The sequence below is a fragment of the Acidimicrobiales bacterium genome (genome assembly GCA_016716005.1).
Lineage (GTDB): Bacteria > Actinomycetota > Acidimicrobiia > Acidimicrobiales > JADJXE01 > JADJXE01.
In genome coordinates this window covers 3269311-3290587 of sequence record JADJXE010000001.1, presented here as the reverse complement: position 1 = coordinate 3290587, position 21277 = coordinate 3269311, and the positions used below count along the sequence as shown (strand labels likewise).

The following is a 21277-nucleotide window of genomic DNA, read 5'->3' as shown; positions in this document are numbered from 1 at the left end:
AACCAGGCGATGACGAACCCGCCCTCCTCACGCCGGCCGGCTCGGCGGGGCGGCTGGGACCATCGCCACCTCGCCGATCGGTCGAGACAGGCGGGCCTGGCAGAGGAGGATCGGGTCGAGGTCATGTCGCACCACACACGTTGCGGGGGAGTGGCTCCAGCCGCGCCATCGACCGCTCGGCGAGCGTGCGGGAGGCGCCGAAGAAGCCCGTGACGAAGGAGTGCTGCACCGTGACGTAGACCCCCACGGACATGGGGCCGTCCGGGCAGGCGTACTGGCTCGACGGCGGCCATGAGCCGCTGGTCAGGTCGAAGCGGCGGGTGCCGGTGTTCCACTGGTACTGGAGGCACCACCCCGTCGGGCACCCGCCCGGCGTGAGGGTGCCGCTGCCGGTGCAGGCGGTGTCGGAGCAGGGAAGCCCCGTCTGGGGGTTCGCCCGGTAGAGGTAGAGCAGCTGCGGCGTCCCGTTCGACAGGGCGCTCAGGTCGCGCTCCACCACGCCCTTCGCGGCATCGGGCGCCAGCGCGCTGCGCGGGAGCGTGGAGAAGGCCCGGGCGCCGTCTCGGGCCGCGGCCGACGTGGTGTTCACGTTCTTCATGGCCATGCCCCACTCGAGGATGCCGAACGAGAACAGCATCACGATGGGGAAGACGATCGCGGCCTCGACGATGGTGGCGCCGCGCGAGCGGCGGGTCCGCCGGGGGGAGCGGGCGGGGTGGCGCCGCGGCGGCAGCGAGGCGCTCATGTCGGCGCGCAGAACCCGACGGGCATCGGCTCCAGCCGCATCATGGTTCGGTCGGTGAGGGTGGTGGACGAGCCGAAGAAGTTGGTGAAGAAGTTGTACCGGGCGCTGACCTGCGCGCCGACGGAGTCGGCCGTGGCCAGGCAGGCGTTGCGCGAGGACGGCGGCCACGAGCCGCCGCTCAGGACGAAGTCGGACGTGCCCGCGTTCCAGGTGTAGCTGAGGCACCACGTGGACCCGGACGTGCACACCGCCGAAACGGTGCTGCTGCCGGTGCAGCCCGAGTTGGAGCAGGGCTGACCGGTGGTGGGGTTGGCCCGGTACAGGTAGAGGTTGAGGGGCGTCGCCGACACCAGCGAGTTCAGGGCGTCCTCGGCGGCGAAGCGTGCCGCGTCGGCGGCCTCGTCGGACCTGGGCTCGGCCGCGAAGGCCCGGGCCGCGGCACGCGACGACTGGCTCACCATGCCGCCGTTCTTGAAGGCGACGCCGTACTCGAGGATGCCGAACATCACCAGGGCCAGGATCGGCAGCACGAAGGCGGCCTCGACGAGCACGGCCCCCCGCTGCCCCCGGGCGCGCCCCACCGGCCGACCGGCCGCACGGCCGGACACCCGGTGCTGGGCTCCCGGAGCATGGGTACGCATGGTCGGCGCCGCCCCCTGCGGCTCGTCGTCACGGCGGGAGAAACCGGCGACCGTCGCCGGACGCCCATCCCGATCGTACGGAGGCTCCCCCACCGTGACCACCCCACGCGCCGAAAATGGGCCGAATGGCCCACGCTCCGTGGTGACGGCGGTGCGACGGCGCCTCACGATCCTCTTCATCGTCACAACCGGTCGCTACCGTGAGCCCATGGCCGAGATCGGCGAGCCCGTCGCCGACACCGCGTGGGCCCATGGGCCCCTCCTCGTGGGCGAGCCCGGCCACGTCCTGCACCCGCGTCACGCCCGGGAGGAGGCCGAGGAGGCGCTCCTCGCGCCGTCGGCCACCCGCTCCCGAGGTGCCGGGTGTCGGGTCGAGCCCGAGGAGCCCGACCCGTTCCGCACCTGCTTCGAGCGCGACCTCGACCGCATCCACCACTCGAAGCCGTTCCGGCGGCTGGCGGGCAAGTGCCAGGTCTTCGTGGCGCCCGAGGACGACCACCTCCGCACCCGCCTCACCCACGCCATCGAGGTCAACCAGGTGGCGGTGAGCATCGCCCGGGCCGCCGGCCTCAACGCAGCCCTCACCTCGGCCGCGGCCACCGGGCACGACTGCGGCCACGGGCCCGCCGGCCACGCCTCGGAGGAGGCCCTGTCGCCCTACCTCGAAGGCGGCTACCACCACGCGGTCTACGGGGCCGACGTCGTCCTGGCCCCGCTGAACCTGTGCGCCGAGACGCTCGACGCCATCCGCAACCACTCCTGGAACCGGCCCGCCCCCACCACCCCCGAGGGCGAGGTCGTGGCCTGGGCCGACCGCATCGCCTACCTCTGCCACGACTTCGAGGACGCGGTGAGCGCCGGGATCGTCAGCCCCGCCGACCTGCCCACCGACATCGCCGACGTGGTCGGCCGCGACCGCCGGGGCCAGCTCCACCGGTTCATCACGGCCATGCTGGAGACCATCGCCACCACCGGCCAGGTGGGCATGCGCGCCGCCGAGGCCGAGGCCCTGGCCGCCTTCCGCGCCTTCAACTACGAGCGCATCTACCTGCGGCCCGAGGCCCTCGACCAGGCCCGGCGGGTGATCCGGCTGCTCCGCGACCTCACCGGCTGGTTCATCGAGCACCCCGAGGCCGTCACCGATGCGCCGCCGGCCGCACCCGGGTCGGTCGACGCTGTGGCCGGGGCGGTGCGCTACGTCAGCGGCATGACCGACCGCTTCGCGCTGCACCTGGCCGTCGAGCGCCTGGGCTGGTCGCCCTCGGCGCTCCCCCGGGGCGTCTGACGCGTCGGGGCCCGCTCAGACGCGGGCGGTCTCGGCCAGCACGTCGACCAGACGACGGCCCTTGCGACTGCCGAACTTCACGGTGCCCGGAGCGGTGGCGAACAGGGTGTCGTCGCCGCCCCGGCCGACGTTCTCACCGGGATGGAACCGGGTGCCGCGCTGGCGCACGATGATGGCGCCGGCCTGCACCCGCGTGCCGTCGAACACCTTCACGCCGAGCCGCTGCGCGTGGGAGTCACGGCCGTTGCGGGTGGACCCACCGCCCTTGGTCTTGGACATCTGCCGCTACCCCTTGCTGATCGAGGTGATCTCGATGACGTCGTACGTCTGGCGGTGGCCCCAGCGCCGCCGGCCGCGGGCCTTGGCCTTGTAGGTGAAGCCGACGATCTTGGGGCCCCGTGCCCGGCCGACGACACGGGCCGAGACCTCGGCGCCGGCGAGCTGGGCCGGGGTGGAGCGGACCTCGTCGCCGTCGACGACCAGGACCGGCGAGAACGAGACCGACCCGCCCTCGTCCACACCCAGCAGCTCGACGTTCAGCCGCTGGCCCTCCGAGACCCGCTCCTGCTTCCCGCCGGTGCGGATGACTGCATACATAGATCTGCCAGCGTACCGAGCGAGGAACCCCGGTCGCTAGTCGATCAGGTCGGTGTCGACCACGATGCCGCGGCCCCCGCACTCGGGGCACGACGCCGCGAACGCCGTGAGCAGCCCTTCACCGATGCGCTTGCGGGTCATCTCCACCAGGCCGAGCTCGGAGATGTCGAAGACCTGGGTGCGCGTCTTGTCGCGGGCCAGGGCCTCGCGGAAGGCGCGCACGACCGCCTCTCGGTTGTCCCGCACCTCCATGTCGATGAAGTCGATGACGATGATGCCGCCGATGTCGCGGAGCCGCAGCTGGCGGGCGATCTCCTCGGCCGCCTCCAGGTTGTTGCGGAACACCGTCTCCTCGAGGTTGGACGTGCCGACGTTCTTGCCGGTGTTGACGTCGATCACCGTGAGCGCCTCGGTGTGCTCGATGATCAGCGACCCCCCCGACGGCAGCCACACCTTGCGGTCGAGGGCCCGGTGGAGCTGCTCGTGGACGTGGTGGCGCTCGAACAGCGGCAGCGGCTCCTCGGCCACGTCGTAGAGCTCCACGCGGTCGGCCAGCGCGGGGCTGATGCTGGCCACGTAGTCGCGCACCTCCTCGAAGAGCCCCGGATCGTCGATCACCACACCCCGGTAGTCCTGGTTGAACTCCTCGCGTATCACCCGAACGGCCATGTCGGGCTCGCGGTAGAGCAGGGCGGGGGCGCTGGACCGGCGGGCCAGGCCGTCGATCCGCTCCCACTGGCCGAGCAGCCGCACCACGTCGCGTTCGATCTCCTCCGCGGTGACGCCCTCGGCCGCGGTGCGCACGATGAGGCCGTGCTCGGCCGGCTTCACCCGGTCGAGGATCGAACGGAGCCGCTTGCGCTCGTCGTCGCTCAGACGCTTGGAGATGCCGTAGGTGGAGCTGTTGGGGATGAGCACGACGAACCGCCCGGGCAGCGACACCTCCTGGGTGAGGCGAGCCCCCTTGGCACCGATCGGGTTCTTGGTGACCTGGCAGACGATGGTCTGGCGGGGCCGCAGGATCTGCTCGATCCGCGGGTTGGCCCCCCGCTCCACGATGTCCTCGGGCTCGTACTGGACATCGCCCCGGTAGAGCACGGCGTTCTTCGGGGTGCCGATGTCGACGAAGGCCGCCTCCATGCCGGGGAGCACGTTCTGCACCCGTCCCAGGTAGATGTTGCCGTGGATCTGGGCGGCGTCGTCGGACGATCGGGACACGTAGTGCTCGATGAGCGCCCGCCCCTCGAGCACCGCGATCTGGGTGGCCTGGGGTTGGACGTGCACCGCCATCAGGTACCGGCCGACCGGCCGCCCCTTGCGCTCACGGCCGCGGCGGCGCTCGAGGGTCTCGGCGTCGAGCTCGACGGGCTCGTCGGCCAGCACCGCCTCGACCGGCTGCTGGTCACGCGAGCGGCCCGCGCCGCGGCCCCGCCCACCGCGCCGGCGGCGCCGCCGTGGGCTCTCGTCGCCCTCCCCGGCCCCGGCCCCGGCCCCGGCCCCGGCCCCGGCCCCGGCCCCGGCCTCGGCGCCCGCGCCCTCGGCCTGCGGGCCGGGAGGCGCGGCGGGCGGTGCCGGGCGGGTGTCGCCGATCTGGGGGCGGCGTCGCACGAGTGCCCGCTCAGCGGCCGCCGCCGACACGCGGCCCTCCTGGGGCGGATCGGGGAGCTCGGTCGGCAGCTCGTCGCCGCCATCGGCCCTGTCGGACCGGTCCTCGGCCGCAGGGGTGTCGGCCTGGCCCTCCGGCTGGCGGCCCCGGTTGCGGCTCCGGCCGCCCCGGGAGCCCCGCCGACGCTTGCGGACCCCGGCGTCGGTGACCGGACCCTCCGGGGGCGCGCCGGCGTCGGGGCCGCCCCCGCCCGGGGAGGGCTCGGCGGGTTGCGCGACAGCTCGGGGCTCAGCGCCGGGGCGGGCGGCGGCGAGCTCGTCGGGCGGGGGCTGAGCGCCGGCTGCGGTGTCGGCCATGGAGACGATCCCTTCTCACGACGCACGCGCCTCGGCGTGCGGCGCCCACGTCGCGCCGGCCGGGAGCGGCTCCCGGCGCGCGCCGTCGCGCTCGATCCACTGGTGCAGGCGGCACACGCCGCCCTCGTCCAGACCCGGCCCGAGCGCGCTGATCAGCTCGCTCGGCCGGAGGCCACGGGGCTGCGTGGCCAGCTCGGCCTCGAGGAGGACACCCCGGGCCGACGGGCCGGTGACCGCCAGGTGGCGGATCGCGGGCCGGATGTCGTCGTGGACCTCGTGGCCCTTCCGCGTGCGTGCGACCACGAGCGACGGGGTGGCCAGCAGAGCCACGACCTGGTCGTGCACCTCGGCCAGCGACGCCCCGACCACCTCGATGCGCCACGTGCAGCTGGTGACGTCCTCCTGGAGCGACGGCGTGCGGGGAGCGACCACCGCCGCCGCCGTGACCTCGACCCCCGGGGGGAGCACCGGCGACAGCAGGTCGGCGAGGGCGGCCGGGTCGACCACGCCCACGGTGGGGCCCAGCGGCCCCACCAGCCCGGCACCGTCGACCAGCTCGACGTCGAGGTACTCGCCCTCGGACTCGTGGCCCGTGGACAGGGCGAGCCCGAAGCTCACCCGGGGGCGGGGTGAGAACCCCGCGGTGCGGGCCACCGGGAGGCCCACCTTCCGGAACGTCCGCTCGAACACCCGGGCCACGTCGCGGTGGCTCGCGAAGCGGACCTTGCCGTGCTTCGTGTAGCGCAGCCGCACCCTCATGCGCCCAGCCTCACCGGTCGGGCGGGCCGGATCGTGACCGGCGTGACGCCCCCCGCGGCGTGGTCCTGGCCGGTCCCCTGGCTGCCGCCGGCCGGTGGCGTGGCCGAGGCCACCACGTGCTCGATGCCGTAGCCGGTGCAGACGCCGCAGTCGTAACAAGGTGTCCACCGGCAGTCCTCGAGGCCGTGCTCGCGCAGGGCGTCCTGCCACTCCTGCCACAGGAAGTCGGGGTGCAGGCCGGCGGAGATGTGACCCCACGGGAGCACCTCGTCCTCGGCGCGGTGCCGGTGCACGTACCAGTCGATCGACAGCCCGTGGGCGGCCATGGCCTCCTCCCAGCGGCGGACGTCGAAGTGCTCCGACCACTCCTGGAACACGCCGCCCCGCCGCCAGACCTCCTCGATCACCGGCCCGAGCCGGCGGTCGCCACGGCTCACCAGGCCCTCGGCCAGGCTGGCGCGGGGGTCGTGCCACTTGAGCTGCACCGCCCGGTCACGGCGCAGGTCGTCCCGGAGCAGACCGATCTTGCGCTGCAGCTCGGGGACCGTGTTCTGGCCGAACCACTGGAAGGGGGTGTGCGCCTTGGGCACGAACCCGCCGAGGGAGACCGTGACCGACGCCGACGACGTGTACTCGCGGCCGATGGCCACGCAGCTGCGGGCCAGCTCGGCGATGCCCCGGGTGTCGGCGTCGGTCTCGGTCGGCAGCCCCGTGAGGAAGTAGAGCTTCATGCGGCGCCAGCCGTTGGCGAAGGCCGAGCGCGCCGCGCCGTAGAGGTCTTCGTCGAGGACGAGCTTGTTGATGACCTTCCGCAGCCGCCAGGTACCGGCCTCGGGCGCGAAGGTGAGGCCCGAGCGGCGCGCCCTGGCGACCTGGGCCGCGACGCCGACGGTGAAGGCGTCGACCCGCAGGCTCGGCAGGGAGACCGAGACCTCGCCGCACGTGGTTGGATCGTCGACGGTGGCGGCCACCAACGCCTCGATGCCGCTGAAGTCGGCGGTGGAGAGCGACGTGAGGCTCACCTCGTCGTAGCCGGTGCGCCGGATGCCCTCGGCCACCATCGTGCGGACCTGCTCGGCGGGGCGCTCGCGCACCGGGCGCGTGATCATCCCGGCCTGGCAGAAGCGGCACCCGCGCGTGCAGCCACGGAAGACCTCGACGTTGAGCCGGTCGTGCACCACCTCGGTGAGGGGGACGAGCTGCCGCTTGGGGTAGGGCCAGTCGGCCAGGTCGGGCACCGTGCGCTTCCCGACCCGCTCGGGGACGCCCGGGTGGCGGGGCGTGACCGACACCAGACGGGGGCCGTCGTAGACCACCTCGTACATCGACGGCACGTAGACCCCGGGGACCGAGGCCAGCTCGCGCAGCACGCCCTGTCGCGACCCCGGCCCCCGACCGGACCGCTTCCACTCGCCGACCACCGTGGTGACCTCGCCGACCACCTCCTCGCCCTCGCCGATGACGAACAGGTCGACGAAGTCGGCCATCGGCTCCGGGTTGAAGGTGGCGTGGCCGCCGGCGATCACCAGGGGCACGTCGGGCCCCCGCTCCTCGGCCCGCACCGGTACCCCGGCCAGGTCGAGGCACTCGAGGACGTTGCTGAAGACCAGCTCGGCCGACAGGTTGAACGCCAGCAGGTCGAAGCCGCCCGCGGGCCGGTGCGTGTCGACCGAGAACAGCGGGAGCCGCTCGCGCCGCAGCAGGGCGGCCAGGTCGGTCCACGGCGCGTAGGAGCGCTCGGCGACGCTGTCGTCGCGCTCGTTCAGGATCTCGTAGAGGATCTGGAGCCCCTGGTTGGGGAGACCCACCTCGTAGGTGTCGGGGTAGATCAGGAGCCACGCCACCTTGCCCGGCGCGTGGAGCGGGGCACGGGCCCCGTCCTCGCAGCCGATGTAGCGGGCGGGCTTCTCCACCTTGGCCAGGAGCGGCTCGATCCGTGGCCAGAGAGTCATGTCCCGACGGAGTGTACCCGGCGGCTCCGCCGATGGGCAGACCCGGCCGGACGATCAGGTGAAGCGACGCATGTGGACGTTGACGACCAGCCCGATCGCCGCGAAGAAGGCCAGGGTGGAGGACCCGCCGTAGGAGAGCAGGGGCAGGGGGATGCCGGTGATCGGCATGATCCCCATGGTCATGCCGACGTTCTGGAACACCTGGAACACCAGCATGGCCAGCACGCCCACGCAGATCAGCGTGCCGGTGAGGTCGCGGGCCAGCTGCGCCGCCCGCCAGATACGCCAGGCCATCACCCCGTAGAGCAGCAGCAGGGTGGCGCCACCGGCGAAGCCGAGCTCCTCGCCCACCACCGTGAAGATGAAGTCGGTGTGCTGCTCGGGGACGTAGTCGAGGTTCGTCTGGGTGCCCTGGAACAGCCCCCGTCCCACCAGGCCGCCGGCACCGATCGCGATCTTCGACTGCTCGAGGTTGTACGTGGACTGCTGCGAGTCGGCCTCCTGGTCGAGGAAGGCCGTGAGGCGGTCGCGCTGGTACTCCTTGAGCACGCCCAGGTTCAGCACCGCGGCCACCCCGACCACGCCGATCATCGCCAGCACGAGCAGGTGGCGCGCCCGGGCGCCGGCCACGACCAGGATCCCCGCCAGGATCGCCGCGAACACCAGCGCCGTGCCGAGGTCGGGCTGGAGCATGATCAGCCCCATGGGGATGCCGGCCACCACCAGCACCCCGAGCAGCCGCCGGCCGTCCAACTCGCCCCGCCCGGCCGCGGCCACCGTGGCCAGGGTGACGACGAGCACCACCTTGGCCAGCTCCGACGGCTGGAGCTGGAACCCACCCAGCTGGAACCATGCCTGCGCGCCCTTGGACTCCGACCCCAGCGGTGACACGACCAGGGCCAGGCCGGCCAGCGAGAGGGCGTAGAAGATCGCGATCCGGTCGCGGATCCACCGGTAGTCGACCAGGGCGGTGAGCGCCATCACCCCCGCGCCGAGCGCCACGAACACGCCCTGGCGCACGGCGTACGTGGCGCCCGACAGCCCGCGGGTGGAGCTGTAGACCATCAGCAGGCCGAGGCCGGCGAGGGCCAGGCTGGCGCCCACCAGCGCCAGGTCGACGTGGCGGGCCGGCGCGGCGGGGTCGTCGGCGCCCCGGCCACCCAGCACACCGCTCAGAGGGGAGGCGACGGCCATCAGTCGCTCGCATCCACGATAACGCCCGGCGCCTGCTCGGCGGGAGGGGTCGCCGCCGGCGCCGGCGCGCCGAACAGCGGCGCCTCGCTCGCCGTGGGGAACGGGGCGAGTCCGGCCAGCCCGTCGAAGACGCGCCGGACGGCGGGGGCGGCCGCCGTCGATCCGAAGCCGGCCTCCTCGAGCACTGCGGCCACCACGTACTCGGGGTTGAAGACCGGGCCGAAGCCCACGAACAGCGAGGTGTCGAACACGTCCTCGTTGGCCCGTGTCTGGGCCGTGCCCGTCTTGCCGGCGAGCGGGAACTCGGCGAGCGGGAAGCCGGCGAAGGGCCCGTACGCGGTGCCCTCCTCGGTGGAGATGGCCTCGCGGAGGCCCTCGAGGATCGGGTCGCGCACCTCGGGCGGCAGCGCCACCTGGCGGAGCGCCCGCGGGCCGAACTCCCGCACCACCGCGCCGTCGGGCTCCTGCACCCGCAGCGCGATGTTCGGCGAGTGCAGCGTGCCGCCGTTGGCGAAGGTGGCGTAGGTGTTGGCCAGCTGCAGGGGCGTCAGCAGCATGTCGCCCTGCCCGATCGAGAGGTTCACGTTGTCGCCCGTGAACCACTCCCCGAAGGGGAACGCCTCGGGGTTCTCCTCGTGCAGGGCCTGCTTGGTCTCGGGGTCGGGCACGCGGCCGGCCTGCTCGTCGGGCAGGGGGATGCCCGACTCGGCACCGAGGCCCAGGTCCCTCGCCGTCTCCTGGATGCCGAGGCCCAAGCGGCCGCGGGCCATCCAGAAGTCGGCGCCGAGCTTGTAGAAGAACACGTCGCTCGACACGGCCATGGCCCGGCGGATGTCGACGGTGCCGTCCACCCCACCGCCGGAGTCGCGGAAGATGCACTGGTCGGTGCAGTCCGGCACCTCGTACTCGCCGTCGTCGACGATGGAGGTGCGAGCGTCGATCAGACCCGACCGCAGGGCGGCCACCGCGGTGATGAGCTTGAAGGTGGACCCGGGAGAGTAGAGGCCCTGGGTGGCGCGGTTGTTGAGCGGGTAGTGGTTCGCCGGGTCGTTGAGGAAGTCGAACTGACCTTGGCTGATCCCGTTGACGAAGACGCGCGGGTCGTAGCTGGGATAGGACGCCAGCGCGATCACGGCCCCGTCCCGGGGGTCGAGCACCACCATCGAGCCGGCCGGCGCCGCGTAGTTCACGTCGCTGGTCCGCGGGCGGCGGGTCCGGGCGTTGGCCAGCTCTTCGGCCAGGACCTGCTCGGTGTACGACTGCACGTTCAGGTCGATGGACAGCACGACGTCGTGACCGGGCTGCGGTGGGCGGCGGGCCAGCACCCGCAGCACCCGGCCCTGCGAGTCGACCTCCAGCTTGGTGACGCCGGGGGTGCCACGCAGATCCTGCTCGTAGGTCTTCTCGACCCCCGTCTTGCCGAGCTGGTCCCCGAGCTCGTACCCGTCGCTGGCCAGGGCTTCGAGCTCGCTCTCGTTGATCTCCCCCACGTAGCCGAGGACGTGGGCGGCCAGCGCGCCGTAGGGGTAGTCGCGCACCGCGACCAGCTCGGTGGACACCCCCGGAAGCTGGTCCTGGCGCTCGTCGAGGTACACCACCGTGCCCTCGGGGACGTCCTCGGCCAGCGGCAGCGGGAGGAGCGCGTTGTAGCGACCGTCCTGGTAGCGGGCCTCGAGGTCCTCCGGCGCCTTGCCGAGCACCGGCGCCAGGCTGGCGAACAGCGCCTCCCGATCCCCGGGTTCGGCGATGGCTTCCCGATCGACGGTGACGACGGCCGACTGGCGGTTCCCGACGATGATCGTGCCGTTCCGGTCGAGGATCCGGCCCCGCACCGGCGTCTCCTGCACGATGCGCACGCGGTTGCTCTCGGCGGCCACCTGGAAGGTGGGGGCAGCCATCACCTGCAGGAACCAGAGGCGCGCGAACAGCGTGGCGAACAGCGACACCACCACGATCCCGAGGATCCCGAGCCGGAGGCGGGGCGAGTCGGCGCTCACGGGCGCGTCGCCGCCACGATGCCCCTCGGTCCGCTCACCCCTCCATCCTCGCGGCTCCACGGCCCCGAGGGGCGTCGCGGCCTCATCGCCGGGCCGCGGCCAGGTCCGCCCCCGCCATCGCCCAGCGCTGCACCCAGACCGCCGGGCGGATCAGCACGGCGTTCACGGCCGCTTGGACCAGGATGATCCGCGCCAGCTCGCCGCTGAGGAGCTGGCGCTCGCCGAGCACGTAGCCACCCAGGGCGTAGATGCCGATCCCGAGGGCCGTGGCGGCCGCCGCGGTGAGCATGGGGATCCACCAGGTGGCCCGAAGCACGACCGTCTGGATGCTCGCGACGACGTAGGCGGTGAGGCACCCGGCGAGGGCCGACAGCCCGAACGGCGTCTCCACCACCAGGTCGAGGCCGAGGCCCGAGGCGAACCCGACGACGGCGGCCCGCTGGGGCGGGCCGACGAGCCCCGCGGCGACGGCCAGCAGCAGGAGGAGGTCGCCGTTCACACCGAAGAGGCGCAGCTCGGCCACGAGCGTGGTCTGGAGCACGACGGCCGCCACCAGCACCAGGGGCACCCGCACCCACGGGGTGGCGAGCGCCGTCACGGTTGGGCCGTGGTCGGGGCGATCGGCTCGGTGGCAACCGGGGCGGTCGTGGCCGGGGTCTCCCCCCCGGCCGGCGCCTCGGTGCCCGTGGGGGCCAGGAGCGCCGGCGCCTCCCAGAGCAGCACCTTCACGTAGGCGAGGCGGTCGAAGTCGACCATCGGGTCCACCTCGACGTCCTGTTGGATGGCATCGGGCCCGGCCGAGGCGGTACGCACCCGGCCCACGGGGATCCCCGGCGGGAACGTGGACTCCTGCAGCCCGCTCGTCTTCACGAACTCGCCCTCCAGCACGCTCGTGTCCGGGTCGATGAGGTCCACCGTGAGGGGCTCGCCGCGCCCGTTGCCGTGGGCGACGCCGGTGTCGCGGGTGCGGGTGAGCACCACGCCCACGGCCGAGGTCGAGTCGGTGATCAGGCGCACCACCGATTGGCTCCTCGACACCCGAACCACCCGACCGACGAGGCCGGCGCCGGTCACGACGGGCATGCCCTCGCGGATCCCGTCGGCGCTGCCCCGGTCGATCACGACCGTCAGGTCGAAGTTCGTGGGCGGGGCGCTGGTGACGCGGGCGGACACGGCCGGGATGTCGCCCACGTAGGGGAGGTCCTGCAGCGCCAGCAGCTCGCGTCGGTCGGCCTCGGCGTCGGCCGCCCGGGCCACCTCTCCCCGGGCGTCGTCGAGCTGCTGGCGCAGGCGGTCGTTCTCCGTCGTCAGATCGCCGTAGTTGGCCACCCCGTTCCACACGTTGGCGAACGGCGTGACCACCCAGTGAGCCGCCGACTTGAGGGGCGCCAGGACGTCGAGCGTCAGGTCGCGGGCCCCCTCCACCACCCCCGACCCGCGGTAGTCGAGCGTGAGCGCGGTGATCGAGATGAGCACCAGCAGGACGATCGTGAGCCGGGACCGCCCGGCACGGCGCGACACGGCCACGGGCGGGGCCCTCGCCCGTCAGTCGCGGGCGGAAGAGAAGAGCACCCCTCGCAGCGCCTCGAACTCCTCGAGGGACTGACCCGACCCGATGGCGACGCACTGCAGCGGGTTGTCGGCGATGCGGATGGGCATGCCGGTCTCCGCCGCCAGCCGGCGATCGAGGCCGTTGAGCAGGGCGCCACCGCCGGCGATCACGATGCCCTGCTCCATGATGTCGGCGGCCAGCTCGGGGGGCGTGCGGTCGAGGGTGGCCTTGACGGCGTCGACGATGGCGGTGACGGGCTCGTCGATGGCGTCGCGGATCTCCTCGGTGGTGGTGACGATGGTCTTGGGCAGACCGGTCACCAGGTCGCGTCCTCGGATCTCGGCGTGCAGCTCCTGCTCGAGCGCCCAGGCCGACCCGAGGGCGATCTTCACCTCCTCGGAGGTGCGCTCGCCGAGGGCGAGGCTGTACTCCTTCTTGATGAACTGGATGATCGCCTCGTCGAGCTCGTCGCCGCCGATGCGCACCGACTGGCTGGCGACGATGCCACCGAGCGAGATCACGGCCACCTCGGTGGTGCCGCCGCCGATGTCGACGATCATGTTGCCGGTCGGCTCCTGCACGGGGAGACCGGCACCGATGGCCGCGGCCATCGGCTCCTCGATGATGTAGGCGGGCTTGCGCGCGCCCGCGTACTCGGCGGCCTCCTGCACGGCCCGCTGCTCGACGCCGGTGATGCCCGACGGCACGCAGATCACCATGCGAGGCTTGCCGAAGCGGCGGTTGTGGACCTTCTGGATGAAGTAGCGGAGCATCTTCTCGCAGATCTCGAAGTCTGCGATCACCCCGTCCTTCAAGGGCCGGATGGCCTGGATGTGACCCGGCGTGCGGCCGATCATCCGCTTGGCCTCGGCCCCCACGGCGAGGGGACGGCCGTCGCGGACGTTGACGGCCACCACCGACGGCTCGTTGAGCACGATGCCCCGGCCGCGGACGTAGACGAGCGTGTTGGCAGTGCCGAGATCGACCGCCATGTCGCGGCCGACGATCCCGGAGAAGAGACGGTCAGGCATGAGGAGCCTCCGCTGCACCTTGACGGGCGCGCATCAGGTCAGCCTACGGGACGCCCCGAGGGGCCACAAGCGGCGCGCGACGTCCGTGGCGACGGCAGACGTGCTACCGCGCAGGGAAGAAGATCCCGATCTCGCGCTCGGCGGATCCGGGGCCGTCGGACCCGTGGATCAGGTTCTCGGTGAACAGGATGCCGAGGTCGCCGCGGATCGTGCCGGGCGCTGCGTCCCGGGGGTTGGTGGCGCCGATCATGGTGCGGACCACCTTCCAGGTGTCCTCGGGACCCTCCACCACCGCCAGCACCGAGGGGCCGCCGGTGATGAACTCGACGAGCTCGCCGAAGAACGGCTTCTCCTTGTGCTCGTCGTAGTGGCGGGCAGCGGTGTCGCGGTCGATCGTGCGGAGCTCCAGGGCGGCCAGGCGCAGACCCTTGCGCTCCAGGCGCCCCACGATCTCGCCCACCAGGCCGCGCTGGACGGCGTCGGGCTTGCAGATGACGAGGGTGCGATCCATGGGCGGCGAGGGTAGGCGACCCCTCCGGCCGGGGGCGAAACGAGCTCGGCTCAGCGCCGGCCCGGGAACAGCCGGCGGGCCTCGCCCACCACGTAGAGCGAGCCGGTGACGAGGACGACGTCGTCCTCGGCGGCCTCGTCGAGCGCAGCGGCCACCGCCCGGCCCACGTCGTCGTGCACGATCACCCGCTCGGCACCGAGGGCGCGTGCCGCGGCCCCGACCGCGGCGGCGGGCAGGGCCCGCGGCGAGCGCGGCGTGCACGCCACCACCATGCGGGCCGAGGCAGCGTCGAGCGCGCTCAGCATGGCCTCCGGATCCCGGCCGGCGAGCATCCCGACCACGAGCACCCGGTTGTCGTCGGCGCCGAAGTCCTCCTCGAGGACGCCGGCCGCCACCTCGGCGCCAGCTGGGTTGTGGGCGCCGTCGAGCACGACCAGGGGGTGCCGGTGCACCACCTCGAACCGGCCGGGCACCGTGACCTCGGCGAAGCCACCGGCGATCAGGTCGGGGTCGAGGGCCCGCCCGAAGAACGCCTCGGCCGCGGCCAGGGCCGCGGCGGCGTTGTCGCCCTGGTGGGCACCGTGCAGCGGCAGGAACTGCTCGGTGTAGCTCGCGGCCGGGGTGCGCAGATCGAGCATCCGGCCGCCGACCGCCACCCGGCTGTCGACGCAGTCGAAGTCGGGGCCCCGCTCCCACACCGCCGAGGCCCCCGCGGCGCGGGCCTCGGACCGGAGGAGGGCGGCCAGCTCGGGGTCGGTCTCGCCCTGCACGAGGGTGGCGCCGGGCTTCACGATGCCCGCCTTCTCCCTGGCGATGTCGGCGCGGGTCGGCCCGGCGTACTCGGTGTGGTCGAGCTCCACGTTGGTCACGACCGCCACCCGGCCGTCGGCCACGTTGGTGGCGTCCCACCGCCCCAGCAGCCCCACCTCCAGCACCGCCACGTCGACGGGCGCCTCGGCGAACCACCAGAAGCCGGCGGCCGTCAGGATCTCGAAGTACGTGGGACGCACACCGGCCAGGGGCTCCACCAGGGCCACGGCACCGATCGCTGCGACCAGGTCGTCGTCGGCGATGGGCTCGCCGTTGCGGGCGATCCGCTCGTTGACCCGCTCGAGGTGCGGGCTGCTGTAGAGGCCGACGGAGAGCCCGTGCGCCTCGAGGAGCCGGGACAGGATCCGGCCGGTGGAGCCCTTGCCGTTCGTGCCGGTGAGGTGGATGACCGGCACCGCGAGCTGGGGGTCGCCCAGCAGATCGACCAGGCGGCGCATCCGGTCGAGCGAGGGCGGGGCGACACGGCCGGTGGCGGCCTCGAGGTTGACGTGGTCGTCGAGGTACGCCAGCGCGCCGGCGAGATCCATCGGGGCCGGGGGCGCGGCGGGGACGGCGCTAGGACGCGGCCCGGCGCGGCCGCTGGCTGCGCGGCGCGCCGCTGCGGGGCACAAGCGTCGGGTTGGCCTTCTCCATCACGGCGGCGCGGTCGATCACGCAGCGCTCGACGTCGGTGCGTCCGGGCAGGTCGTACATCACGTTGAGCAGGACCTCTTCGAGGATCGCGCGCAACCCGCGAGCCCCGGTCCCCCGCAGGAGGGCGAGCTCGGCCACGGCCTCCAGGGCGTCGTCGCTGAAGTCGAGCTCGACGTCTTCGAACTCGAAGAACTTGCGGTACTGCTTCACGAGGGCGTTCCGCGGCTCCACGAGGATGCGGATCAGCGCGTCCTTGTCGAGGTTGGACACCGCACCGATCACCGGGAGCCGCCCGATGAACTCGGGGATGAGGCCGAACTTGAGCAGGTCTTCGGGGAGCACCATGTTCAGCAGGTCCCCGAGCTCCTTCTCGTCGGAGCGGCGGATGTCGGCCCCGAAGCCGACCCCCTTGCGGCCGACCCGGCTCTCGATGATCTTCTCGATGCCCGCGAACGCGCCGCCGCAGATGAACAGGATGTTCGTGGTGTCGATCTGGATGAACTCCTGGTGGGGGTGCTTGCGGCCGCCCTGCGGTGGCACGGACGCGGTGGTGCCCTCGAGGATCTTGAGCAGGGCCTGCTGCACCCCTTCGCCCGAGACGTCGCGGGTGATCGACGGGTTCTCGCTCTTGCGGGCGATCTTGTCGATCTCGTCGATGTAGATGATGCCGGTCTCGGCCTTCTTCACGTCGTAGTCGGCCGCCTGGATGAGCTTGAGGAGGATGTTCTCGACGTCCTCGCCCACGTAGCCGGCCTCGGTGAGAGCGGTGGCGTCGGCGATGGCGAACGGCACGTTGAGCAGCCGGGCGAGGGTCTGGGCCAGCAGGGTCTTGCCGCAGCCGGTCGGGCCGATCAGCAGGATGTTGCTCTTGGCCAGCTCGACGTCGGTGTCGTGGTTGGCCCCGAACTGCACCCGCTTGTAGTGGTTGTAGACGGCGACCGAGAGGATCTTCTTGGCCCGCTCCTGGCCGATGACGTAGTCGTTCAGGAACTCGTAGATCTCACCGGGCTTGGGGAGCTCGTCGAACTTGAGCTCGCTGGTCTCGCTGAGCTCCTCCTCGATGATCTCGTTGCACAGGTCGATGCACTCGTCGCAGATGTAGACCCCGGGGCCTGCGATGAGCTTCTTCACCTGCTTCTGGGACTTGCCGCAGAAGCTGCACTTCAGCAGCTCGCCCCCGTCACCGAACTTGGCCACGACCGCTCTCCCCCGTTCCCGCTCAGTCGCCCACGGCCGCGATGGGCCGGTCGCCGCCGGCCGACTGTCGCGACTCGATCACCTCGTCGATGATGCCGTAGTCGCGGGCCTCCTCGGCGGACATCACGAAGTCGCGCTCGGTGTCGCGATGGATGCGCTCGACCGTCTGGCCGGTGTGCCCGGAGAGGATCATCTCGAGCAGCTCGCGCATCCGCAGGATCTCCCTGGCCGCCAGCTCGATGTCGGTGGCCTGCCCGGCAGCGCCGCCGTAGGGCTGGTGGATCAGCACGCGGGCGTGGGGGAGGGCCAGACGCTTGCCCTTCGTCCCGGCCGCCAACAGCACCGCGGCCGCGGACGCGGCCTGCCCGAAGCAGATCGTGGTGATGTCGGGCTTGATGTACTGCATGGTGTCGTAGATGGCGAACAGGGCCGTGATGTCGCCGCCCGGCGAGTTGATGTAGATGTTGATGTCCTTGTCGGGGTTCTCCGACTCGAGGTGCAGCAGCTGGGCGCACACCAGGTTGGCGATCGTGTCGTCGATCGGGGTGCCCAGGAAGATGATGTGGTCCTTGAGGAGCCGGCTGTAGAGGTCGAACGCCCGCTCCCCGCGGTTGGTCTGTTCGATGACCGTGGGGACCAGGTAGTTCCGGATCGGCTCGATCACTCGCCGGCCTCCTGCTGTGCTGGCTCGTCGTCGGCGTTGGTGGGTTCGCCGGGCTCGGCCTCGGAGGCGTCGCTCGGGGGCGTCAGATCGCTGCGGTCGATGGGTTGGCCCTCTTCGTCGACGAGCTCGACCTGCTCGACGAGCCACTCGAGGGCCTTGCGCTTCTCGAGATCGGAGCGTACCGCCGAGAGCCGCTCGCCGCGCTCGAGCTGGCGCCGGAGCGCCGCCGGCTTCTCCCCGACGCGCTGGGCCAGCCGCTCGATCTCGACGTCGAGGTCCTCGTCGGCGACCTCGATGACCTCGGCTTCGACCACGGCCCGCAGGGCCAGGTCGACCCGCACCGCCCGCTCGGCCGTATCGCGGAGCTCCTCGGCCACCTCTTCCTGGGTTCGGCCGGTGGCCGCCAGGTACCCCTCGAACGTGGCGCCCTGGGACTGCAGCCGCAGGAGCAGATCCTCGAAGCGCACCCGCATCTCGTCGTTCACCAGCGCGTCGGGCAGCTCGTCGTCGACCAGGTCGGCGAGGGCGGCGGCCGTGTTCTCCTGCAGCGCCATCTGGGCTCGAACGGCCTTGACCACCTGCAGGCGGCGGCCGATGTCTGCCCGGAGCTGGTCGACGGTGTCGAACTCGGACGCCTCGTTGGCCCACTCGTCGGTGACCTCTGGCAGCAGCTTCTCCTGCACCTGCTTCACGAGGACACGGAAGTGGAGGGGCGGCTCGTCGGGATCGGGGTGGGCGCCGTCGAACTCGAGGATGTCGCCGATCTCGGCGCCACGGAGGTGCTCGTCGACCTCGGGCAGGATGCTGGCGCTGCCGACCTCGTAGGAGTAGTCCTCGGCGGTGAGACCGTCGAGCTGCTCGCCGTCCTGGGAGCCGGTGATGTCGATGGTGACGAAGTCGCCGTCGACGGCGGGCCGGTCGACGGCGGAGAGCTCGCCGAACTGCTGGCGCAGCCGCTCGACCTGGGCGTCGATCTCGTCGCTGGTCGGCGTGGGGCGGGGGATCTCCACCCGGAGGCCGCGGTAGCCGGCCACCGACACCCGGGGCCGCACCTCGACGACGGCGTCGAACGCCACCGGGCCCTGGTCGTGGCCCGCGGTGATGTCGATCTCGGGGGCGGCGATCACGTCGATGTCGTGCTCGCGCACCGCTCGGGCGTAGTAGTCGGGCAGCGCGTCGCGCAGCGCCTCCTCGCGGGCGACGCCCGCGCCCAGCCGGGCCTCGAGGATCCGCCGCGGGGCCTTGCCGGGGCGGAAGCCGGGGATGCGCACCTGGCGGGAGATCTTGCGGAACGCCACGTCGATGGCCTGGTCGAACTCGACCTCTTCGACCTCGACGGAGACCTTGACCCTGTTCCCCTCGAGGGGCTCGACGCTCGTCTTCACAGGATCGGCAGTGTACCGGCGCAACCCCCACGGCCCCGCCCGATCGGGACCGACCGCGACGGACGGCCGCCCCGCGACCCCGGCACGTGATCAGCCGAGCAGGGGCAGGCAGGCGGCGTACCCCACGAGGAGGATGACACCCTCCCCGCGGGTGACCCGCCGCCCACGGGCCATGAGGGCCCAGCCCAGCAGCGCCGCCACCACCATCACGGGCACGCCCACCTGGATCAGCGTGCGGTCGACCACCTCGCCCGGCCCGATCACCGCCGCCAGCCCGGCCACGCCCAGGCTGTTGAACAGGTTCGAGCCCAGCACGTTGCCGACGATCAGGTCGTGCTCGCCGCGCCGGCCGGCCTGGACCGCGGTGACCAGCTCCGGCAGCGAGGTGCCGACGGCCACGACGGTCACCCCCACGAAGCCCTCGGCCAGCCCGAGGTCGCTGGCGATCCCCGTCGCCGCCCACACCACCAGCTGGGCCCCGACCAGGGTGCCGGCCAGCCCGGCCGCCACCCGGAGCGCCTCCCGGCCACCCCGCAGCGGCGCGCCGTCGACGAACTCCTGGACCTCGCGACCGAGCTCGTCGGGCGGCTCGGACCGGGCTCGGCGCACCATCCACACCAGGGCCGCCGCCAGCACCGCGAGCAGCCCGACACCCTCCGCGCGGCCCAGGCCCCCGCCCAGCACGAGCAGTGCCCCGAACAGCACGACGGCCGCCGTCGACACCAGCGCCTGGCCCCGGAGGAGATCGGTGTCGACGTGGATGACGGCCACGACCGCAGCCAGGCCGAGGACCAGGCTGACGTTGGCCAGGTTCGAGCCCACGATGTTGCCGACGGCGAGGTCGAGGCGCCCCTGGCCGGCGGCGATGCCGCCCAGGGCCAGCTCGGGGGTGGACGTTCCGAAGCCGATCACGACCGCGGCCACCACCGCCGGGGCCACGCGCAGCGCAGCCGAGAGGCGGGCCGCCCCCCGCACCAGGTGCTCCGAGGCGACGGCCAGCAGCGCTGCGCCGGCGAGCCCGCCGGCCACGAGGGCGATCACGCCCCGGCGCGCTCCGAGGACTCCCTCGCGGCGCCGCCGAACACGCCCTTGGCCATCAGCGACATCTCGATCCGCCGCCGCTCGCCGTAGATCTCGGCCCTGGCCGCGTGGGCGGCGCGATCCTCCGGCGCGGCCTGCACGGCCCACTCCACCAGCTGGGCGGCGAGCCGCAGATCGCCGGCCGCGGCCCTGTCGCGGGCCCGTGAGACGAGCGCCGCTGCGCCGCCGGCCAGCGCGGCCACCTCCGCGGCCAGGGCCGCGTCGGCGGGGGGCTTGAGGCGGGCCGGGTTGCCGTCCCACCACCCGCCGAGCTGCCGCCACACGTTGCGCACCACGAACTCGGGCTCGTCGTAGATCGGCTGCATCCACGGCAGGGCCAGCACGTCGTCGGACACGCGCACCGCCGCGACGATCTCGTCGAGCACCGCGCCGGCGTTCATCATCCCGACCACCTGCTCGACGATGCCCTCGAGGGCACCGGCCACCGAGGACAGCACCGAGGCGATCCGGCCGGCCCCGCCGATGGGCAACCCGTGGGCCGGGAGGAGCAGCTCGGGCTCGAGCGCGACGATCTCGCGGAGCGCCGCCGCCCACTCCCCCGGGTACCGCTGGACCTTCTGGGGGTTGCCGGCGTTCGGGAACACCCAGGTGAGCAGGTCGCCGACGCACACGGCACGGCGGTCGGGGATCCAGGCCCAGGCGTGGTCGTCGGTCTCCCCCATGGCGTGGCGGAGCTGCACGTGCAGGTCGCCCACCTGGAACGAGCTGCGGTGCGAGAAGGTGTCGGTCGGCGCCAGGGTCCCGGGCGGCACGAAGCGGGGGGCGGCGCCGATGTCGAGGGCCGCCGCGCCGCGGGCGCCGCCGAACTGGCGGGCGTTGATGGCCAGGTTCCAGCCGTTGGTGCGCTGGTAGCGGGCCAGGCGGGGCCCCACGTTCTCGTGGCCGATCACCCGCGGGTCGGCGTGGCCGCGGGTGCGGCCGTCGGCCACCAGCGCCGCGCTGCCACCGACGTGGTCGACGTGGCCGTGCGTGTACACGACCGTGTGGACCGGGTCGGCCGACCAGCGGCGGAGGCTCTCGACGACGCCGCCCCCCGTCATGCCCGAGCTGGTGTCGAACAGCACGAGCCCGTCGCCCGTCCGGAAGGCGACGACGTGGGAGAACGACTCGACGACGGCCAGGCTCTCGTCGATCTCGGAGAGCTCGTTGGTGACCCGGTTGGTCGGGCCGGTCAGCTCCCGGCGGTCGATCATCTCCGCGGACAGGGCGAGCAGGTCGGCCATGGGCGGGCACCGTACCC

General features: G+C 72.8%; 20 protein-coding genes. 1 reads left to right on the top strand and 19 read right to left on the bottom strand.

Translation table 11 applies throughout. The annotated features are described in order from the left end of the window. Positions 1-121: 121 nt before the first annotated feature. A complete protein-coding gene (locus IPM45_16000) occupies positions 122-745 on the bottom strand; it encodes a pilus assembly protein (protein ID MBK9181035.1) in 624 nt (207 codons plus the stop codon). Further along, complete coding sequence (locus IPM45_15995) at positions 742-1296, bottom strand: pilus assembly protein (protein MBK9181034.1); 555 nt, start codon at positions 1294-1296, stop codon at positions 742-744. The genes IPM45_16000 and IPM45_15995 overlap by 4 nt, the downstream gene beginning before the upstream one ends. Before the next feature lie 298 nt (positions 1297-1594). Here IPM45_15995 and IPM45_15990 point away from each other — a divergent pair, with 298 nt between their 5' ends. Further along, positions 1595-2671, top strand: a complete 1077-nt coding sequence (locus IPM45_15990) for an HD domain-containing protein (protein MBK9181033.1) — start codon at positions 1595-1597, stop codon at positions 2669-2671. 15 nt (positions 2672-2686) lie between these two features. On the opposite strand, the gene rpmA is transcribed toward IPM45_15990, so the two are convergent. The 17 genes from rpmA to IPM45_15905 form a co-directional block, all read right to left on the bottom strand. After that, positions 2687-2950, bottom strand: a complete 264-nt coding sequence (gene rpmA / locus IPM45_15985; GenBank protein ID MBK9181032.1) for a 50S ribosomal protein L27 — start codon at positions 2948-2950, stop codon at positions 2687-2689. A gap of 6 nt (positions 2951-2956) precedes the next feature. Continuing rightward, a complete protein-coding gene (gene rplU / locus IPM45_15980) occupies positions 2957-3268 on the bottom strand; it encodes a 50S ribosomal protein L21 (GenBank protein MBK9181031.1) in 312 nt (103 codons plus the stop codon). Between the two features lie 36 nt (positions 3269-3304). Next, positions 3305-5230 carry an Rne/Rng family ribonuclease gene (locus IPM45_15975; GenBank protein MBK9181030.1) on the bottom strand — a complete coding sequence of 642 codons (1926 nt, stop codon included), beginning with the start codon at positions 5228-5230 and terminating at the stop codon, positions 3305-3307. Between the two features lie 15 nt (positions 5231-5245). Beyond that, positions 5246-5989, bottom strand: a complete 744-nt coding sequence (locus tag IPM45_15970; protein MBK9181029.1) for a DUF2344 domain-containing protein — start codon at positions 5987-5989, stop codon at positions 5246-5248. Beyond that, positions 5986-7941, bottom strand: coding sequence for a TIGR03960 family B12-binding radical SAM protein (locus IPM45_15965; protein MBK9181028.1), 1956 nt, complete (start codon positions 7939-7941; stop codon positions 5986-5988). The genes IPM45_15970 and IPM45_15965 overlap by 4 nt, the downstream gene beginning before the upstream one ends. Positions 7942-7995: 54 nt before the next feature. Beyond that, positions 7996-9135, bottom strand: coding sequence for a rod shape-determining protein RodA (gene rodA / locus IPM45_15960; GenBank protein ID MBK9181027.1), 1140 nt, complete (start codon positions 9133-9135; stop codon positions 7996-7998). Further along, on the bottom strand, positions 9135-11132 hold the full coding sequence (gene mrdA / locus IPM45_15955; protein ID MBK9181026.1) for a penicillin-binding protein 2: 1998 nt from the start codon (positions 11130-11132) through the stop codon (positions 9135-9137). Before mrdA ends, rodA begins: the two co-directional genes overlap by 1 nt. 82 nt (positions 11133-11214) lie before the next feature. Continuing rightward, complete coding sequence (gene mreD / locus IPM45_15950) at positions 11215-11730, bottom strand: rod shape-determining protein MreD (GenBank protein ID MBK9181025.1); 516 nt, start codon at positions 11728-11730, stop codon at positions 11215-11217. Further along, complete coding sequence (mreC, locus tag IPM45_15945; GenBank protein MBK9181024.1) at positions 11727-12659, bottom strand: rod shape-determining protein MreC; 933 nt, start codon at positions 12657-12659, stop codon at positions 11727-11729. The genes mreD and mreC overlap by 4 nt, the downstream gene beginning before the upstream one ends. A gap of 18 nt (positions 12660-12677) precedes the next feature. Then, positions 12678-13715: a rod shape-determining protein gene (locus IPM45_15940; GenBank protein ID MBK9181023.1), complete on the bottom strand. Its 1038-nt coding sequence runs from the start codon at positions 13713-13715 to the stop codon at positions 12678-12680. A 103-nt stretch (positions 13716-13818) separates the two neighbouring features. Beyond that, positions 13819-14226 carry a nucleoside-diphosphate kinase gene (gene ndk, locus IPM45_15935; GenBank protein MBK9181022.1) on the bottom strand — a complete coding sequence of 136 codons (408 nt, stop codon included), beginning with the start codon at positions 14224-14226 and terminating at the stop codon, positions 13819-13821. A 50-nt stretch (positions 14227-14276) separates the two neighbouring features. After that, a complete protein-coding gene (locus IPM45_15930) occupies positions 14277-15584 on the bottom strand; it encodes a bifunctional folylpolyglutamate synthase/dihydrofolate synthase (protein MBK9181021.1) in 1308 nt (435 codons plus the stop codon). A 28-nt stretch (positions 15585-15612) separates the two neighbouring features. Then, on the bottom strand, positions 15613-16887 hold the full coding sequence (clpX, locus tag IPM45_15925; protein MBK9181020.1) for an ATP-dependent Clp protease ATP-binding subunit ClpX: 1275 nt from the start codon (positions 16885-16887) through the stop codon (positions 15613-15615). A 22-nt stretch (positions 16888-16909) separates the two neighbouring features. After that, complete coding sequence (locus IPM45_15920) at positions 16910-17527, bottom strand: ATP-dependent Clp protease proteolytic subunit (protein MBK9181019.1); 618 nt, start codon at positions 17525-17527, stop codon at positions 16910-16912. A 20-nt stretch (positions 17528-17547) separates the two neighbouring features. After that, complete coding sequence (tig, locus tag IPM45_15915) at positions 17548-18936, bottom strand: trigger factor (protein ID MBK9181018.1); 1389 nt, start codon at positions 18934-18936, stop codon at positions 17548-17550. A 90-nt stretch (positions 18937-19026) separates the two neighbouring features. After that, entirely contained in the window at positions 19027-19977 is a 951-nt protein-coding gene (locus IPM45_15910) for a calcium/sodium antiporter (GenBank protein MBK9181017.1), read from the bottom strand. After that, on the bottom strand, positions 19974-21260 hold the full coding sequence (locus tag IPM45_15905) for an MBL fold metallo-hydrolase (protein MBK9181016.1): 1287 nt from the start codon (positions 21258-21260) through the stop codon (positions 19974-19976). The genes IPM45_15910 and IPM45_15905 overlap by 4 nt, the downstream gene beginning before the upstream one ends. Positions 21261-21277 lie beyond the last annotated feature (17 nt).

Excerpts from the sequence above, each read along its gene's own strand:
- IPM45_16000 (MBK9181035.1), bottom strand. The coding sequence starts at position 745 with ATGAGCGCCTCGCTGCCGCCGCGGCGCCACCCCGCCCGCTCCCCCCGG.
- IPM45_15990 (MBK9181033.1), top strand. The coding sequence starts at position 1,595 with ATGGCCGAGATCGGCGAGCCCGTCGCCGACACCGCGTGGGCCCATGGG.
- rpmA (MBK9181032.1), bottom strand. The coding sequence starts at position 2,950 with ATGTCCAAGACCAAGGGCGGTGGGTCCACCCGCAACGGCCGTGACTCC.
- rplU (MBK9181031.1), bottom strand. The coding sequence starts at position 3,268 with ATGTATGCAGTCATCCGCACCGGCGGGAAGCAGGAGCGGGTCTCGGAG.
- IPM45_15975 (MBK9181030.1), bottom strand. The coding sequence starts at position 5,230 with ATGGCCGACACCGCAGCCGGCGCTCAGCCCCCGCCCGACGAGCTCGCC.
- IPM45_15970 (MBK9181029.1), bottom strand. The coding sequence starts at position 5,989 with ATGAGGGTGCGGCTGCGCTACACGAAGCACGGCAAGGTCCGCTTCGCG.
- IPM45_15965 (MBK9181028.1), bottom strand. The coding sequence starts at position 7,941 with ATGACTCTCTGGCCACGGATCGAGCCGCTCCTGGCCAAGGTGGAGAAG.
- rodA (MBK9181027.1), bottom strand. The coding sequence starts at position 9,135 with ATGGCCGTCGCCTCCCCTCTGAGCGGTGTGCTGGGTGGCCGGGGCGCC.
- IPM45_15940 (MBK9181023.1), bottom strand. The coding sequence starts at position 13,715 with ATGCCTGACCGTCTCTTCTCCGGGATCGTCGGCCGCGACATGGCGGTC.
- ndk (MBK9181022.1), bottom strand. The coding sequence starts at position 14,226 with ATGGATCGCACCCTCGTCATCTGCAAGCCCGACGCCGTCCAGCGCGGC.
- IPM45_15930 (MBK9181021.1), bottom strand. The coding sequence starts at position 15,584 with ATGGATCTCGCCGGCGCGCTGGCGTACCTCGACGACCACGTCAACCTC.
- IPM45_15905 (MBK9181016.1), bottom strand. The coding sequence starts at position 21,260 with ATGGCCGACCTGCTCGCCCTGTCCGCGGAGATGATCGACCGCCGGGAG.